Source organism: Bacillus daqingensis, from assembly GCF_042654445.1.
GTDB classification, from domain to species: Bacteria; Bacillota; Bacilli; order Bacillales; family Salisediminibacteriaceae; genus Alkalicoccus; species Alkalicoccus luteus.
In genome coordinates, this window is sequence record NZ_JBHSGK010000021.1 from 313,444 (window position 1) to 329,529 (window position 16,086).

The window sequence follows — 16,086 nt, forward strand, 5'->3', positions numbered from 1 at the left end:
GTATGGCCTGTTCCGTTTCTGGAACAGGCCATTCTTTATTGGAGCTGTTAATAATCGTCTTGTTTTACCTTATCGTAAGCAAAATATGTTATAACTGTATTAATACATATCATACACTTCAGGGAGGCCACCTATGTTTTATCGTATTGATACGAAAAGCCCCACTCCCCTTTATGAGCAGCTTATTTTTCAAATCAAGGATTTATATATACAAGGTATTTTAGCACCCGGGGAAAAACTGCCCTCGATTAGAGAGCTGTCGTCAATCATTCTTGTAAACCCGAATACGGTCAGTAAAGCTTATCAAGAGCTCGAACGCCAGGGAATCATTTATACCGAACGCGGCAGAGGTACATTTTTAACTGAGAACAGAGCGCTGCTGCAGCAGGCACCGGAGCGCATGGAAATTAAGAAGCAGCTGAAAGAGCTTGTGCATCGAAGCCGCAGCTGCGGAATCGCGAAATCAGAACTGCTCCACTGGGTGGAGACAGCCAGTGAGGAGGTCGAGTCATGAACGTTCAGCATGTATCCAAAATTATTCATCATCGTACTATTTTAAAGGATATTGATTTCACCATAGAGAGTGGATCAATCATTGGCATTGTCGGCCGTAACGGAGCCGGGAAAACAACCCTGCTTCGCACCATGGCCGGTATTTTGAATCCTACTTCGGGCAATGTGCTCATGAACGAACAAAGTATTTTTACCCATCCTCATCTAAAAGAGAACATTATATTTGTGCCGGATTCGACCGAGGCGATGAAAAACTATTCCACTAAAGAAATGATTTTTCTCTATAAAACCATATACCCTCACTTTGATGAAGATTATATGAAAGAGCTCATGGATCGCTTTCAACTTGAGCAAATTAATAAGATCGGCAACTATTCCAAAGGGATGAAAGCCTTGTTTCAATTAATAGCCGCATTTGCTACAGGGGCCTCTTATATATTGCTGGATGAACCTACTGACGGACTGGATGTCATTGTTAAACGCCAGGTGCTGCAGTTATTAGTGGAAGAAGTGGCCGAGAAAGACTTGTCTGTCCTTATTTCGTCTCATCGTCTGGATGAGCTGGAGTTTATGGCAGATGAAATTATTATGATTCGTGAAGGTGAAGTTGACAGCCATTATAAGCTGGGCGATCTCAGCAGTCAGTATCGAAAGGCACAGCTTGTTCCATCGTCTCCTCTTCCTGATCATATTCGGAATAACTTATATATTCTCGACGAAACAGGCCGGGTATTAACTATTTTATTTAAAGCGGACAGCAGCATTGCAAAGGAGCTGGAGAAGAGCAACCCTGTTTTATTTGAAACGCTGCCATTGTCGCTGGAGGATTATTTTGTCGCTAAGCTTGGAGGTGACCGCCTTGCTGAATAAAGCACTGTGGTTTCAAAACTACAAGCAGTCCAAACTGCTGATCTGGGCGCTGTTCGTCTTATTTATTTTACAGATGCCAATTCAGGCGATTTTATCTATCGAAACGTGGAACGAACGGGCGGAGCAGGCTGGTGAAGCTGAAGAGTACGTTTACGAAGTACAGTCGTGGGACGTTCAGCAAATATTTTCGCAGGGGACGTTTACTATATTTATTGCGCTTGCCATTATCTTCTTTGCCGTTCTGCTTGTCGGTCTTGAACGAAATACGCGGCGCAACGACTTCACTTTTTCGTTGCCATTCAGCCGCAGGCAGCTCTATTTAGCAAAGTGGCTGCTTGGAACAGCTATCATAACCGTGTTTTTTATCCTTAACTTTCTGCCCGCCTACTTTATTATTTCTGCCTCAGAATTTGACTACGGACTGCATCTGGTGACGAGCCTGGAAATATTTTGGGCTCCTCTGCTTGGATATATTTTCTTTTTTACCTTTGCGTTGTTTATCGGCACGGTAACAGGGGAAATGATTTCGCAGACAGTTCTTACACTTATTACCGGTTTTCTGCCAATGATTCTACTGACTTTGACTCAGGAATTCATGCGCGTCCATAACTTTTATTTATTCTCACTTGGCTCTCAGCCGAGACCAATCGTTTATTTAACTCCGATTTACTATACGATTGGACAAATGGGGGAGTTGATCGGCATCAGCCTGGCCGTGCTGTTTACTGTTTTGTTCCTGTATGCAGGCGCAGTGCTGTACACTCGAAACAAAGTCGAACACAACGGCGAGTTTTTTATCTTCAAGCAAATTAATCCAGTCTTTTTTACGTTTCTTACCGTGATCGCCTCTCTGTTTGGCGGTAGTCTCGTCGCTTCGCTTGCACCTTGGAGTGCTGATGCCTTACGAATTATTGCTTACTGGATTGGGTTTACCACATTTTTGCTATTTGCTCTTCTTGCAGTCAGAAGGCTGATCACGATGAACGTTACTTTTCGTGGAAAACCTATGTAATTCTGCCAGCATTCGTCTATAAACTGCTGCAACATTCTCTTTTTCGCTGAAAGAAGTAAAACGGTTGCAAAGCTTGTATATACAAATTATAATGAAATCAGTTACGTTGTATATACAAGTTGCTGCTTTATGAAAACGGTTTAGGAGGGTCATACTATGGCAAAATATGAGCAGCAGGTTCGTGACATACTCGAAGCAATCGGCGGAGAAGAAAACGTCGAAAAAGTTACGCACTGTGTCACCAGACTGCGCTTTGCTTTAAGAGATGAAGACTTAGTGGATGAGGAAAAATTGGAAGCCATCGACATTGTAAAAGGCTCCTTTTCCACGAATGGTCAATTCCAGGTTATTATCGGCCAGGGAACGGTTGATCAGGTTTACCGCGATATGATGTCGGTGACGGACATAGGCGAATCATCAAAATCGGAGGTAAAGGATGCTTCTGCGCAGAAGATGAACCCCTTCCAGCGTGCAATTAAAACACTCGCTGATATTTTCATTCCGATACTTCCCGCCATTGTTACGGCCGGACTTCTGCTCGGTTTGAATAATATTCTTACCGGTGAAGATATCTTTTTTGATGGTCAGTCCGTCGTAGATGTATACCCGCAGTGGGCTGATCTTGCTGAAATGATCTTTATCATTGCTCACGCCGCCTTCCAGTTCTTACCTGCTTTAATCGGCTGGTCTGCAGTTAGACGATTTGGAGGCAGTGATCTGCTTGGTATTGTTCTCGGTTTAATACTTGTCCATCCAAACTTGTTAAGTGCCTGGGAATATGCGGACGCCCAGACGGCCGGAGAGGTTCCCGTCTGGAATGTATTCGGATTGAACGTGGAGGCTACAGGCTATCAGGGCCAAGTGCTTCCTGTACTCGCTGCGTCCTTTATCCTTGCTAAACTGGAGCTGTGGCTGCGCAGTAAAACACCTGATGCCATTCAACTGCTTGTCGTCGCTCCGGTTGCACTGCTCGTAACAGGACTAGTTACCTTTATTGCTATCGGTCCCATTACGTTTGCAGCAGGTAATGCGATCACGGATGGCTTTGTATGGTTGTTTGATTTCGCACCTGCTGTCGGCGGTTTCGTGTACGGACTTCTTTATGCCCCGATGGTTGTAACAGGGATGCACCACGCTTTCCTTGCAGTGGATCTGCAGCTTGTCGGCACAGGCGATGGAACATTCCTATGGCCGATCCTGGCACTGTCCAACATCGCTCAAGGTGCTGCGGCATTCGCTATGTTCTTCGTTACGCGCAATGAGAATGTAAAAGGTCTTGCCGGTACGTCAGGGCTTTCCGCATGGCTTGGTGTGACAGAGCCTGCGATGTTCGGGGTGAACATCCGCTTTAAGTTCCCATTCATCTGTGCGATTGCCGGTGCTTCTATTGCGGCAACGTACATTTCGATTAACCGAGTACTCGCGGAATCGGTCGGGGTCGGCGGTGTGCCTGGTATCTTCTCGATTCAGGCAGGTTCATGGCTCGAGTTCAGCATCGGTATGGTCATTGCGATCGTCGTTCCATTTGCGCTCACATTGCTTTACGGACGAACAATTGCAAAAAGCCAGTTTAAGTAAACCTGTCTTTGCTCCTGCAAAGGCTAATGATTAATTGATTAGAGAACAAGAGGACCTCTCCATTTGGAGGGGTCCTCTTGTTCTCTGTGAATTGACTGTGAATAACTTCCGCTGGTTTTCGTTTTTCTCTGTACTGCTTAACCAACTGTGTCTTTAATTGGACAAAGCAGCGAGAGCGACAGCGATTTTCGCGCCATTTTTCGCATTGTTTTCGACGAGCGCAATATTTGCTGTTAACGTTTTCCCGTCGCTGACCTCCTTCAGCTTATCCAGCAGGTAAGGCGTTGTCTCTTTCCCTTTAATCCCATCCTGTGCTGCTTCTGCGAGTGCTTCAGTAATTCGCTCTTCCACCCATTCTTTATGAAGAGCAGATTCAGATGGCACTGGATTTCCGATGACCGTTCCTCCAGCGAGGTCCATTACTTTTTTCTGCTTTAGAATACGAGCTGCCTCTTCTGGAGTTGAAACTGCTGCTGAAACGTCATAGCCGCTGTCCTCATAATAAAATGCCGGGAAACGGGAGGTCTGATATCCTATAACCGGTACGCCTTTCGTTTCCAGATACTCCATTGTTAAACCAATATCAAGTATTGATTTTGCTCCAGCACAAACTACCGCCACGTTCGTCTGAGCCAGCTCTTCCAAGTCCGCAGAAATATCCATCGTAGCTTCCCCCATGCGGTGAACGCCACCAATGCCTCCAGTGACGAAAACGTCGATTCCAGCCATTTCTGCACAGATCATCGTAGCTGCAACCGTAGTGGAACCATAGGCACGCTTTGCGAGCACGACAGGCAGATCCCGCCTGCTGACCTTTTCAACATCCTCTGCGTCTGCAAGTTCACGCAGCTCTTCTTCTGATAAGCCGACTCGTATTTCCCCGTGCATGATCGCAATCGTGGCAGGAACGGCCCCTTCTTCCCTGATAATTCGCTCTACGCTCATGGCCGTATCAATGTTTTCTGGATATGGCATTCCATGTGTAATAATCGTCGATTCCAAGGCTACAACGGGCTTGCCTGCGTCTAATGCTTCCTGTACATCATGTGACAGCTTTATCCATTCATTCATGTTATATCCCTGCTTTCATTCAATTTTAGCGGTGTCTTCTATTGTTTGCGCCTGCATCAGCGTGATCGGATGCTGCTTTCCTCGGATTCGACCACCTGTTTTGCAATATGCAGGGCATGCGGAAGCACCTCTCTTATCGGCTGTTTCCTGGCAAGTGCCTGAATCAGCACAGAGGCAAAGGCATCTCCTGCGCCCGTTACATCAACGAGCCGCTCCGAAGCAGGCACCGGAAACTGTTCGACACCTTCTTCTGTTACATACTGAACGGGGCGAAGTCCGTCTGTAATCACGGCCTCTTTCACACCAAGCTCCAGGAGATTCTCTGCTCCACCCTTAGTCAGCGCCTCTGCCTCCAGTCTGTTTAATACGATTAAGTCATATCCGCTTAACGTATCAGGGACGCGATCCATTTTAGCTGCAGAAACGGGTATAAGAACCAGCTTCTGCTCTGGACGCTTCCACTGAGCCAGGCGGCAGAGCGTCTGTTTTGGTAAATTAGTATCTGCAACCAGGACAGGAGCATGTTTTAATCTGCCCTTTTCCTCCTCCAGCACTTCAGGAGTAAACGCATCATAAATGTCCATATCTGCCAGCGCGAACAGCATCTCATGCCGGCCATCCAATACTACCGTATACGTGCCCGTGCTCTCCCCTCGCAGCTGCTTCACCACATGTCCGCTGTCCGGCAGCGATGCTATCACTTTTTCAGCTGCTGCATCTGCACCGGTTACGGTCATCAACGACGCACGCTGACCCAGCTGATTAAGATTCACACATAAGTTGCGTGCTACACCGCCCGGACTTTCGCTGCTCGTGACAGGATTTGAATCATACATCTGAAACGCATCAGCCGTCAGCTTGCGATCGAGGTTCGCTCCTCCCAAGCAAAAAACGCCAGCTGGTTCATTTACGATGTATGCTTTACCAGCAAGAATGCCTTCTTTGATAAGTGTTGAAATATAACCGGCGGCTGCTGAACGGGATAGACCGGTTTTTTCTGCGAGTTCTTTCTGACTAATAAAAGGATTTTGCTTGACTGCCTCCAAAATCTGCTGCTTTTTATCCATCAGGCTCCCCCTTCCTGTACCGTTATATTCCTCTTTACCCATTTTAAACTTTTGTTTATATTTAGTCAAATGTTTATTATGATTTCCCCTACATAAAATGATCCTTCGACGGGTATAGTAGAGATAGCACATTTTGAAGAGCAGGATTATACATATCCGTCAGGAGGGCTGCAGTGAAAAACAACGCATTATACCGTATTTATGTCATCGTACTCATGTTCATTAAATTTATTCTGCAGCTTTACTGGTTTAATAAACGAAATCCATCCTGGGATACCTCAACTCAGGAAAAATGGGAGAAGCTTGTTCAAAAACAAGCGAAAGAATACCGTATAAAAGCGCTCCATCTGGAAGGGCTGATGATCAAGGTTGGTCAATTTTTAAGTACTCGAGCAGACATCATGCCGGATGTATTTCTAAAAGAATTGGCTGACTTAATTGATCAGGTCCCGCCTGTCGATCCCGAAATCTCAAAAGGAATTATTGAGAAAGAATGGAAACGGCCGATCAGTGACTACCTGCAGGAAATCAGCGATTCTTCCATCGCCTCTGCTTCTATTGGAGAGGTGTTTAAGGGAAAATTAAAGGACGGACGAGAGGTCGCTGTGAAAGTGCAGCGTGCCAATATTGACCGCATTATTAAAACAGACTTCAAAGCACTGAAGCTGGTGCTCTGGATTACGAAAAAATTCACGAAGTTTGGAAAGGAAATCGATACGTCCGCACTTTACAAAGAAGTCGTCCAAGTCATCGGGGATGAGCTTGATTACGACAAAGAAATGCGGAACGCGCAAAATTTTCAGCGCCGCTTCTCTGGGAGCGACGCGTACTACATTCCTCAGGTTTATGAAGAATACAGCACTCATCGAGTGCTCGTGATGGAATGGATGGATGGGAACAAAATAACGGACCTTGCTTTTCTAAAAGAAAACGGAATTGACCGCAAAGACACTGCTGGAAAGCTCTTTCAATTTTTCGTTGATCAGCTTTTGGATCAGGGGAGGTTTCATGCTGACCCCCATCAGGGAAACATACTCGTACAGAAGGACGGAACGATCGTCATCCTGGACTTCGGAATGGTCGGTTATATTAATAAACAGGATTCAGCAAGCATTCGCAGAATGATTCAAGGATTTGTACTCGATGATTATCAGCTCGTCATTGATGAACTGCAGCAGCTGGGCTTCCTGCTCCCTCATGCGAATAAGTCAAAACTTGAATCAGTCCTCCGCAATTACGTTAATATGTATTTGTCATCAGATATTTCCGAGCTTGATCAGGAAATTGTAGAGGAGATCTTCGAAGACCTGCAGAAAATAGTTAGAGAGCAGCCGATCCAGCTTCCAGCTGAATTTGCTTTCCTCGGTCGTGCCGCTTCTATCGGGCTTGGCGTTATAACGATTGTCGATCCGGATATCGATTTCATAGAGCTCGGTAAACCAGTCGTCATGGAATGGCTCGACGAAGCAGATGAGCGTAAAGGAAGCATCCAGGCTCAAGTGTTAAAAGATTCGCTGAAGCCGATGCTATCTATTCCCCGTAACGTCAACGAGTATCTGGAAGCACCAAATTATGCACGCAGGTCTGCCGAACGGAGGCAGCTCAGATCGTTTGACCATCAGCGGTATTTATGGCTTTATTCCGGGTTTGGCCTGCTGCTGCTGATCAGTCTTCCAGCCGTGTACACAGCACTCTGGCTGGAACAGCTTCTGCTTCTGTACGTTTCCGGAGCTGCTGCCGGCACCGGAGCGGCCGGCGGTATTTGGACCTTGATCCGCCATTACAGGTGGACGTCTTCTTTTCGTGAAAATAATGATTAAGTGGAGGGATTGCCATGAGCAACTTATTAAAAACAGGTTTTCTATTAGGTCTTGGTGCTGCGGTTACAAGTAAAGAAAAGGTGGACCGCTACATCGATGAGCTGCTGGCTAAAGGAAAGGTGACACCCGTTGAAGCAGATGAGCTTTACCAAAAGCTGCTTCATAAGGGAGAAGCGACCGAAGAAGAGTGGAATTCCCGCTCTAAACAAAAAGTAAAAGAAATGCTTCACGATTTCGATCTCGTTACAAAAGAGGATCACGAAGCGCTCCGGCTCCAGCTGGAAGCATTGCAAAAGCGCATTGATGCACTTGAGAGCCGAGAGAATGACCAATAAGTCCACACTATTGTTAACTAAACGAACCGGTGGTTATAAACATAACCACCGGTTTCAGAGTGTTGATAAAGTCAATTTGTTTACATGTTTATTCGATTGATTGACTTTCCCCTCTGTTTACCGGCGGAAGCTTGCCGTGGGCTTGCCTTCAGCTATTTCTCAGGATAAACCTCTGAGAAAGGATCTTCAGGCTGCGCTAATTCCACAGGCGTCCCCGCCGGACACAAAGGGGAAATGAATTTGTTTGATGGAGAAAAACGTTCCAATCGCTGGACGCTGCGGCTTTTTTTGGTGGATACGTTGACGTTCATCCCGATTCGACACCGAAGCGCTGCCTAACGAAAGGTTCCCTCTATATGAAGCAAGCTCGTATGAATCATCACCAGGGTTTCAACCGGACAGCCAGCTGCTAAATCGGAGGACCTCGACTCCGAGAGGATCAGAACGAGGCGAAGATCCAGCGCTTCTGACGAAAGGAAGAAGCGGTTAGCTGAGCCCGTTCCCTCCGGAAAGCGAGGGTCCGCAGATGCAGGCAGATGCAAAGTCATTCACCTGAAATGACTTTATCAACAGCCTGGAACCGGTGGTTATAAACATAACCACCGGTTCGTTTTTATATGATAAGCATGTTTTAATCGAATTCGCCTTCTGCAAACGATCGAAATCCGTTTTCCTCGTTCGACTGTACCGTACTTACTTTTTGTAACGGTCCTTTTGTTTTTTGGACAACGATTTCTCATCGCGTGTCTGCTTCTGCTCCTGTTTTAAAATCCAGTACCAGATCAGTCCCCAGTAAATCCCTGCCGCAAAAAAAATCAGGATCGAAGACAGGTGCCTCAGCATCGCCTCGGGAGCAAGGAAAGACTGCAGATCTCCCCGGTAAATGAGGAGGAGGCTGACCGGAATGTAAAGAAGCGAAATGAAAACAAAAAACCGAGTGACTCCCTCTTTTAACACAAATTGCTTCCAGCCATACTGTACCTGCTCACGCATGCGGGCTTTTTGACGCTTCATGGCTATCTCCCCTGTTCCCCGCTTTACTGTTGTTTAAATTCATACTCTCGTGAAATCCCTGCTTCTGTGTAACCCAGCTTTTCATACAAGGCCTTCGAAGCCTGGTGATCGGCATCCGTATTAACGCTGCAAAATTCATAGCCCTCTCTCATCAGTCTCTCGGTTAAAGCTGCTACACACGCAGCTGCATATCCCCGCCTTGCGTATTCTTCCGGCGTATAAACATAGTTTACAACGACTCCATTTGTTAAATCCCTGGCTTTTTTCGCCATTGAAACAGGCGTGTAGTCCGGATCCCGCCAGAAATAAACCTGGTTGCGGCGAATTTCCCTCATTACTGTTTCTTCTAACGTATTTACATCCTCCTGTCTTAAGGAACCGAGCGCAAATGTCTCCGTCCAATCCATCACCAGTGCAGCATCGTCCTCACTGGCATAGGTCAGCTTGCCGGGTATGTCGGGCATAGCCGCATGACCGGTAATATTGTAAATGATCTGCTGCTTCGTCAAAACAGCCTTCGTTCCCGTGATTGACTCCCATGCTCCAGCAAACGTATCTGCAGCCTCCATACACCCGACAATGCCTGGCAATACCACGCTGCGATGATGCAGCCAGGCTGCTGCTTCCTTGAGCCCGCTTGACGTTCCGCAGACGATCATTTTTCGTGGTGGCGTCTGGAGCAGTATGACTTCCGGCCGGCTGCCCGAAAATCCTGCAGCTAAAAACGCACTTGGCTTCTTGCCCTGCTCTTCTTCCCACTGCAGCTGCCGAAGCAGACCAAGAGGCAAATTATGAAGCACTTCCTGACGTTCTAAAAAAACACTTGTGTCACGCAAAATAGCAGCAGGTGACTGATATTCGTGGAACTCCATGTCTATCGCCCTCCTGATTAATCCTGCAGCTTTAAGCCGGCTTGCCGAAGTGCCTGCTGCAGGCTGCTCACAATCGTCAAGTCATCAAAACGGATGCCCAGGCTTACAATCGTCTGAGCGATATCAGGCCGCATTCCTGAAAATACAACCGTTACGCCGGTAATGCGCAGCGCCTCGTGGAGCTGATATAAATTATGTGCCACATACGTATCTATCATATGCACTCCTGAGAGATCGATAATCATCGTAGTAAGCTGAAGCTCCCTGCTTCGCTCGAGAGACTGATTCATGAGTTCTTCCGCTCGTTTTGTATCGATCGTGCCGATTACCGGAAGAATAGCCGTATCTGCAGTCAGCGGTACAACCGGTACAGACAGCTCCATGATTTCCTTCTGAGCTTTTTCAAATACCGCCTCGTTGGTTGTTGTATATGCACGCGTAAATGAGTAGATAGCGCCATCAATCAGTGGATTTAATCGGTCTGCCAGCGTATAGTAGTCGGTAAATTGGTGCCGCTCTTCCTGAAACCGGCTGCGGATAAATCGATAGAGCTCTTTACGCATGACGGGTACAACGAGCATCGCTTTTTCCGCTGAAAGCTCGATTTCTGCTGCCCGCTTGCCAAAACGCTCCCCCCAGCTGTGAATCCGATCTAACGCCTGCTCAGCATCATGGAGCTGAAGTCCATCTGCAAAAATTTGAATGAGTACCGCAATCTCTTCTTCTACATTTGCTTCGGATATTTTTGTGAAGTGACCGTCGTAGTTGCGTTTAAATTCTCGTTGAATATCTGTTGCGATCGTGCTGCTGTTTGCTTCGATGTCCTGGCCTATCTCCTTCATCTCTTCCTGAAATGTCAATTCACTCACTCCTTCACGTTAAAAAAACAGGTAATCCCTATGTGTTCGATCTGATCACTGGTATACTGTAAAGACAATTTAATCAGACGGAGGCTTTTCATGTTAGGACACATTCCCATCTCCCCGCTTGAACCGAAGAAACCAAAGCGGAAATTCCCGAAATTAATTGCTGCCTTCTTTACCGTTACTGCACTTGCAGGCGGAGTTTATTACGTGGGCTGGTAAACGGAATCACAGCGCTGATCGTTCATTGAACGCCACGGTGCTCGGCATTGCTGCAGACCAGCAGGTTGAAAGAAAGTCATTTGTTTCGTTTACTGCAAATAAAGCCGCCATTTCCATTTAACATGATGCGCAGCGGTAAAATAAAAAAGAAGCGCTAGAAGATACTATTCTTCAGCGCTTCTTTTTTTCCTGTCTGAATACGGGAATTTCTATAAATCAAGCAAGTCCTCCCGATCTTGGTCGGTTGTAATGATCGGAGCTTCTTTCTGGATAACCAGCGTGTGCTCGTACTGAGATGATAGAGAGCCATCTCTTGTTCGCGCCGTCCATCCATTGCTGTCCATCTTCGACTGCCATTTGCCAATATTGATCATCGGTTCAATCGTAATGACCATTCCCTCTTTCAGCCTTGTTCCTTTGCCTGCTTGTCCATAATGGGGGATATTCGGTTCTTCATGAATCGTAGGGCCAATTCCATGGCCTGCAAAATCGCGGACGATACCATATCCATAAGGTTCAATGTAGCTCTGGATCGCAGCACCGATATCTCCAATCCTGCTGCCGTGCCTTGCTTGTTCGATGCCTTTATATAGTGCCTCTTTCGTCACGCGGTTCAGCTGCTGAGCTTCCTCGCTCACTTCACCAACTTCATACGTCCAGGCAGAATCCGCTAATCCTCCATTTAAATCAACAACGAAATCCACCGTCACGATATCTCCCTGTTTCAGCTTTGTCCGTCTCGGAAATCCGTGGCAGATTTCATCATTGATCGAGGCACATGTGGCAAATTCATATCCCTGATACCCTTTTTGGGCAGGCTTTGCACCGTGAGCACGTAGTGTTGTTTCAACAAATTCATCAATTTCCAGCGTCGAGATACCTGGTTTGATCATCGTTGCTATTTTACGGTGAAGGCTCGCAACTAAAACGCCTGCTTCCTTCATCAATTCAATTTCCCGCTGGGACTTTCGTTGAATCATGACGACACATCCTTTTCTTCTTGTTAAACCTCTCTCATCATATCAGTCTGCTTGATTGCGCTCAACACTTTGGCGGCGCCTGTTCTCCATCTTCCATACACCAATTGCGCCAAGCAGACTAATCAGATAAAATTCATAACCGGCCCCGTAGAAACGAGCGGCAGGTCCTGCTGTAACGGACGCCAGACAAATGACGTACAGCAGTCCGGCCCATATCGGTCTCATACTTTTATCCCTTCTTCCTCTATAGAGGTTTCATCATGGCAAGTTCCACTCTATAATAATAACAGAATGAAAATGAAGACGCGCTGAACTGTGAGCTTCAGGTGATTCAGCCGATGAATGTTTTTCACGCTTCATTTCCGGTTATACCTATAAGAAGCAGCCTTTTACTTCTTCTCTCACCCTGCTTTTCCCCCTTTTTGTTCACTCTCTTTTTCATCTCCACCGATTTATGGGATAATCTATGAATTATAACATCCATATTTCAGACTATAACAATCCCGTTTCAGTATATTAAGAAACATGAAATCCTATTGCCTCCTTGTTTCCTGGCTGATACGATTAGCCTCGTTGAATGAAAGCTAGAACAACGAAGGAGGTTTCTTCACATATGAAGAAAATGAATGAATCGTTAACGTCCATCAAGCGTCTTGGTCTCTCGGCAGTCGCAGCAGGTGCTATTCTTTTTGCAGGCGGTAACGCCGTAAGCGCAGATGAAGGAAGCGAGTTGGGTGAAGAGCTTCTATATGAAGGTAAAACGAGCGTTCACGTTGAAGAGCTGAATGAACTGCTTTCAGAACGCGGACTTCTTGAGGAAGGCAATGACGTTTACACTGCAGACACTGCAGCGGCCGTAACTGACTTCCAAAAGGAATACGACCTGATGGTAGATGGTCTGGCAGGAGTTCAGACAGCTAAGGCCCTTTCCGAACTGTCTCATGGAGACACAGGTTATCTTGTAGAAGAACTACAGCAGGATCTGAATGATCTTGGAAAATATAACTTTGATATCGATGGTATCTTTGGTCCAATTACAGAAGAAGCTGTACAAGAGCTTCAAGCTGCATACGGTCTTGAGCAGTCCGGAGTAGCAACTCCAGAGACGATCAGCGCCCTTTACGATGCTGTCAATGCTGCACCTCAGGCACAGGAAAATGCCGCAGATGAATCAGCAGTAGCTGAAGCGGCTGAAGAAGAGGCAGCAGCTGAAGAGGCAGCAGCCGAAGAAGCAGCAGCCGAAGAAGCAGCAGCCGAAGAAGCAGCAGCCGAAGAAGCAGCAGCCGAAGAAGCAGCAGCTGAAGAAGCAGCAGCCGAAGAGGCAGCAGCTGAAGAAGCAGCAGCCGAAGAAGCAGCAGCTGAAGAAGCAGCAGCCGAAGAGGCAGCAGCTGAAGAAGCAGCAGCTGAAGAAGCAGCAGCTGAAGAAGCAGCAGCCGAAGAAGCAGCAGCTGAAGAAGCAGCAGCTGAAGAAGCAGCAGCTGAAGAAGCAGCAGCTGAAGAAGCAGCAGCCGAAGAAGCAGCAGCTGAAGAAGCAGCAGCTGAAGAAGCAGCAGCTGAAGAAGCAGCAGCCGAAGAAGCAGCAGCTGAAGAAGCAGCAGCTGAAGAAGCAGCAGCTGAAGAAGCAGCAGCTACAAGTTCTTCCTCTGGTGAAGCTGAAGGTGAAACGCTCACAGTAGAAGCTACAGCTTATACTGCAAACTGCACTGGATGCACAGGTGTTACCGCTACAGGTATCGACCTGAATGCAAACCCTGACCAGAAAGTAATCGCTGTTGACCCTAACGTGATTCCACTTGGTTCTACTGTAGAAGTAGAAGGATACGGAACAGCTATCGCTGGTGACACTGGCGGCGCTATCACAGGCAACAAAGTTGACCTGTACATGCAGAGCCATCAGGAAGCAATTAACTTTGGTCGCCAGACAATCAATGTAACAGTTGTCGATACTCCTTAATGTAAATCACTTTGAGCTCCGGTATACAGCCGGAGCTCTTTTCTGTTGTTGTTCATCTATTGCACATTTCGACATTTCCGATTCCTTCCTATATACTGAATGGTAAATAGGAGGGATATAAATGACCGATTTTTACATAAACCGATTTGATATTCGCGATACCGAAAATTTAAAACAATCCTTTGATGCTCTTTTGAATGAGTCTCCTGCTACTGAAGACGAGTGGAATGATTGGCTCGCGCGCAGATCGGCTCTTTTAGATGAAATTGAAGAAATCATTACCGGCCACTACATTGAATTTCAATGCTTCAGTGATGACGAGCAGAAAAAAGCACAGGTGGAATTTGACCAGCAGCACATTGAACCGCTTCGAAAAGCATTTCAGTCGGAGGCTGACAAAAAATTCCTTCGGTCTGCTGCAGCTCAACGCCCCTCCTCGTCCCTCACGTATTTAGTAAAACGCCTTCACAACCAAGATCAGCTGTATACAGAAGCAAACACACGGCTTGAGATCGAGGAAGATGCACTTGCTACGAGGTATTTTGAAATTACGGGATCGATGAATGTAGAATGGGAAGGAAAACCGCTATCGCTTAGTGAGCTCTCTCCGAAACTCGAATCAAGTGACAGGGATGTTCGCGAAAAAGCATTTCGTCTCATCAGCTCCTGCTTTGAAGCTGAGCAAAAAGAGCTGCAATCCATTATGAGCAGCCTTATCCAGCTTCGACAGAAAAAGGCAGATAACGCAGGGCTTGCAAATTATCGCGATTACATGTTTCAAAAATACGAGCGCTTCGACTACACTCCGGAACAATGCAGACAGCTCGCCGATTCGATTAAGCGTCATATCGTTCCGCTTAAAGAAAAATATGCGCGCCTGCATATGTCAGAGCTCGGCCTTTCTACCTATCGTCCTTGGGATCTGCGAGGTACTCCCACGAATCATGAGCAATTGAAACCTTTTACAACCGTACTGGAATTAACAGAAAAATCTAAAACGGTTTTAAATCGTGTCCACTCATCTTATGGAAGTCTGCTTGAATCGATGGACGAGCATAACCGGCTTGATTTAGATGCGCGCCAAGGTAAAGCTCCAGGCGGCTTTTGCTCTTATCTTCCTGTCAGCCGCGATTCGTTTATTTTTATGAACGCTGCGTCTGTTCACGACGATATGATCACGATCCTTCATGAAATGGGCCACTGTCTGCACAATGACCGCTCTTCCGGCTTTCGTATACATGAATATCGATCTGCCCCAATGGAATCAGCTGAGCTCGCCAGCATGTCCATGGAACTGCTGACGATGAATCACTGGTCTGAATTTTATGGAGAGCCTAAAGACCTGATTCGTGCGCAGCGCGACCACTTTCGTGATATTATCAACTTCCTTCCAGTCGGGGCCGTGGTTGACCAGTTTCAGCATTGGATGTATGAGAATCCGCAACACACAGAACAAGAACGTCTGAAAGCATTCACGCGTATGCAGATCAACTTTGACGCTTCAACGGCTGACTGGTCTGGAATTGAGCACGCGCAGGAACTATCGTGGATGAGAATTCTTCACATTTATGAAGTGCCTTTTTATTTCATTGAATATGTAATCGCACAGCTGGGTGCTCTTCAATTGTACCGAAACTATCAACAAGATCCTGTTCAGGCGTTGGAGGCTTTCAACAGAGCGCTTCAGCTCGGAAGCTCAAAGCCGCTCCCCGAGGTATATGAAGAAGCCGGGATTGCCTTTGATTTTTCTGATGAGATGGTAAAGGAACTGGCTAATTTTATCGAGCAGCAGCTGGAAGCTTTAGAAAGGTAACGTGCTCCAATAAACGCTCTTTTTCACTGGCGAGGAGCGACCTTCCTAATCTTTACAAATAAATAGAGGAGGCGCATTTAGTGGCGCCTCCTCCCTTTTAAT

General features: G+C 46.6%; 16 protein-coding genes. 9 read left to right on the forward strand and 7 right to left on the reverse strand.

Translation table 11 applies throughout. From position 1 onward, the window contains the following. Positions 1–133: 133 nt before the first annotated feature. The 4 genes from ACFO4L_RS17120 to treP all read left to right on the forward strand — a co-directional run bounded on the left by ACFO4L_RS17120 (position 134) and on the right by treP (position 3,973). Positions 134–514, forward strand: a complete 381-nt coding sequence (locus tag ACFO4L_RS17120; protein WP_377910881.1) for a GntR family transcriptional regulator — start codon at positions 134–136, stop codon at positions 512–514. Beyond that, entirely contained in the window at positions 511–1,383 is an 873-nt protein-coding gene (locus tag ACFO4L_RS17125) for an ABC transporter ATP-binding protein (RefSeq protein ID WP_377910882.1), read from the forward strand. Before ACFO4L_RS17120 ends, ACFO4L_RS17125 begins: the two co-directional genes overlap by 4 nt. Further along, entirely contained in the window at positions 1,373–2,395 is a 1,023-nt protein-coding gene (locus ACFO4L_RS17130; protein WP_377910883.1) for an ABC transporter permease subunit, read from the forward strand. The genes ACFO4L_RS17125 and ACFO4L_RS17130 overlap by 11 nt, the downstream gene beginning before the upstream one ends. A 156-nt stretch (positions 2,396–2,551) precedes the next feature. Continuing rightward, a complete protein-coding gene (gene treP / locus ACFO4L_RS17135) occupies positions 2,552–3,973 on the forward strand; it encodes a PTS system trehalose-specific EIIBC component (protein ID WP_377910884.1) in 1,422 nt (473 codons plus the stop codon). Between the two features lie 153 nt (positions 3,974–4,126). Here treP and ACFO4L_RS17140 read toward each other — a convergent pair whose 3' ends face one another. After that, the gene (locus ACFO4L_RS17140; RefSeq protein ID WP_377910885.1) at positions 4,127–5,044 is read right to left on the reverse strand and encodes a pseudouridine-5'-phosphate glycosidase; all 918 of its coding nucleotides are present in this window, start codon (positions 5,042–5,044) and stop codon (positions 4,127–4,129) included. Positions 5,045–5,100: 56 nt separating this feature from the next. Continuing rightward, positions 5,101–6,111: a carbohydrate kinase gene (locus ACFO4L_RS17145; protein WP_377910886.1), complete on the reverse strand. Its 1,011-nt coding sequence runs from the start codon at positions 6,109–6,111 to the stop codon at positions 5,101–5,103. 173 nt (positions 6,112–6,284) lie between these two features. On the opposite strand from ACFO4L_RS17145, the gene ACFO4L_RS17150 reads away from it, so the two are divergent. Both ACFO4L_RS17150 and ACFO4L_RS17155 read left to right on the forward strand, forming a co-directional pair. Beyond that, positions 6,285–7,931 carry an ABC1 kinase family protein gene (locus ACFO4L_RS17150; RefSeq protein ID WP_377910887.1) on the forward strand — a complete coding sequence of 549 codons (1,647 nt, stop codon included), beginning with the start codon at positions 6,285–6,287 and terminating at the stop codon, positions 7,929–7,931. Positions 7,932–7,945: 14 nt separating this feature from the next. Next, positions 7,946–8,266: a phasin family protein gene (locus ACFO4L_RS17155; RefSeq protein ID WP_377910888.1), complete on the forward strand. Its 321-nt coding sequence runs from the start codon at positions 7,946–7,948 to the stop codon at positions 8,264–8,266. Between the two features lie 693 nt (positions 8,267–8,959). Here the strand turns inward: ACFO4L_RS17155 and ACFO4L_RS17160 are convergent. From ACFO4L_RS17160 to ACFO4L_RS17170, 3 genes are read right to left on the reverse strand one after another with little or no spacing between them, the layout of a single operon-like run. Next, on the reverse strand, positions 8,960–9,280 hold the full coding sequence (locus tag ACFO4L_RS17160; protein ID WP_377910889.1) for a hypothetical protein: 321 nt from the start codon (positions 9,278–9,280) through the stop codon (positions 8,960–8,962). A gap of 23 nt (positions 9,281–9,303) precedes the next feature. Then, positions 9,304–10,152: a GNAT family N-acetyltransferase gene (locus tag ACFO4L_RS17165; RefSeq protein ID WP_377910890.1), complete on the reverse strand. Its 849-nt coding sequence runs from the start codon at positions 10,150–10,152 to the stop codon at positions 9,304–9,306. 17 nt (positions 10,153–10,169) lie between these two features. Continuing rightward, on the reverse strand, positions 10,170–11,012 hold the full coding sequence (locus ACFO4L_RS17170) for an STAS domain-containing protein (RefSeq protein WP_377910891.1): 843 nt from the start codon (positions 11,010–11,012) through the stop codon (positions 10,170–10,172). Between the two features lie 99 nt (positions 11,013–11,111). Here ACFO4L_RS17170 and ACFO4L_RS17175 point away from each other — a divergent pair, with 99 nt between their 5' ends. Further along, on the forward strand, positions 11,112–11,237 hold the full coding sequence (locus ACFO4L_RS17175) for a hypothetical protein (RefSeq protein WP_377910892.1): 126 nt from the start codon (positions 11,112–11,114) through the stop codon (positions 11,235–11,237). A gap of 209 nt (positions 11,238–11,446) precedes the next feature. On the opposite strand, the gene map is transcribed toward ACFO4L_RS17175, so the two are convergent. Both map and ACFO4L_RS17185 read right to left on the reverse strand, forming a co-directional pair. Next, complete coding sequence (gene map / locus ACFO4L_RS17180) at positions 11,447–12,217, reverse strand: type I methionyl aminopeptidase (RefSeq protein ID WP_377910893.1); 771 nt, start codon at positions 12,215–12,217, stop codon at positions 11,447–11,449. A 42-nt stretch (positions 12,218–12,259) separates the two neighbouring features. Next, on the reverse strand, positions 12,260–12,442 hold the full coding sequence (locus ACFO4L_RS17185; RefSeq protein WP_377910894.1) for a hypothetical protein: 183 nt from the start codon (positions 12,440–12,442) through the stop codon (positions 12,260–12,262). Between the two features lie 388 nt (positions 12,443–12,830). Here ACFO4L_RS17185 and ACFO4L_RS17190 point away from each other — a divergent pair, with 388 nt between their 5' ends. After that, entirely contained in the window at positions 12,831–14,171 is a 1,341-nt protein-coding gene (locus ACFO4L_RS17190) for a peptidoglycan-binding protein (RefSeq protein ID WP_377910895.1), read from the forward strand. A 121-nt stretch (positions 14,172–14,292) separates the two neighbouring features. Continuing rightward, positions 14,293–15,984, forward strand: a complete 1,692-nt coding sequence (locus tag ACFO4L_RS17195; protein ID WP_377910896.1) for a M3 family oligoendopeptidase — start codon at positions 14,293–14,295, stop codon at positions 15,982–15,984. Positions 15,985–16,086 lie beyond the last annotated feature (102 nt).

Excerpts from the sequence above, each read along its gene's own strand:
- ACFO4L_RS17155 (WP_377910888.1), top strand. The coding sequence starts at position 7,946 with ATGAGCAACTTATTAAAAACAGGTTTTCTATTAGGTCTTGGTGCTGCG.
- ACFO4L_RS17190 (WP_377910895.1), top strand. The coding sequence starts at position 12,831 with ATGAAGAAAATGAATGAATCGTTAACGTCCATCAAGCGTCTTGGTCTC.
- ACFO4L_RS17195 (WP_377910896.1), top strand. The coding sequence starts at position 14,293 with ATGACCGATTTTTACATAAACCGATTTGATATTCGCGATACCGAAAAT.
- ACFO4L_RS17140 (WP_377910885.1), bottom strand. The coding sequence starts at position 5,044 with ATGAATGAATGGATAAAGCTGTCACATGATGTACAGGAAGCATTAGAC.
- ACFO4L_RS17120 (WP_377910881.1), top strand. The coding sequence starts at position 134 with ATGTTTTATCGTATTGATACGAAAAGCCCCACTCCCCTTTATGAGCAG.
- ACFO4L_RS17185 (WP_377910894.1), bottom strand. The coding sequence starts at position 12,442 with ATGAGACCGATATGGGCCGGACTGCTGTACGTCATTTGTCTGGCGTCC.
- treP (WP_377910884.1), top strand. The coding sequence starts at position 2,552 with ATGGCAAAATATGAGCAGCAGGTTCGTGACATACTCGAAGCAATCGGC.
- ACFO4L_RS17165 (WP_377910890.1), bottom strand. The coding sequence starts at position 10,152 with ATGGAGTTCCACGAATATCAGTCACCTGCTGCTATTTTGCGTGACACA.
- ACFO4L_RS17160 (WP_377910889.1), bottom strand. The coding sequence starts at position 9,280 with ATGAAGCGTCAAAAAGCCCGCATGCGTGAGCAGGTACAGTATGGCTGG.
- ACFO4L_RS17125 (WP_377910882.1), top strand. The coding sequence starts at position 511 with ATGAACGTTCAGCATGTATCCAAAATTATTCATCATCGTACTATTTTA.
- ACFO4L_RS17175 (WP_377910892.1), top strand. The coding sequence starts at position 11,112 with ATGTTAGGACACATTCCCATCTCCCCGCTTGAACCGAAGAAACCAAAG.
- map (WP_377910893.1), bottom strand. The coding sequence starts at position 12,217 with ATGATTCAACGAAAGTCCCAGCGGGAAATTGAATTGATGAAGGAAGCA.
- ACFO4L_RS17145 (WP_377910886.1), bottom strand. The coding sequence starts at position 6,111 with ATGGATAAAAAGCAGCAGATTTTGGAGGCAGTCAAGCAAAATCCTTTT.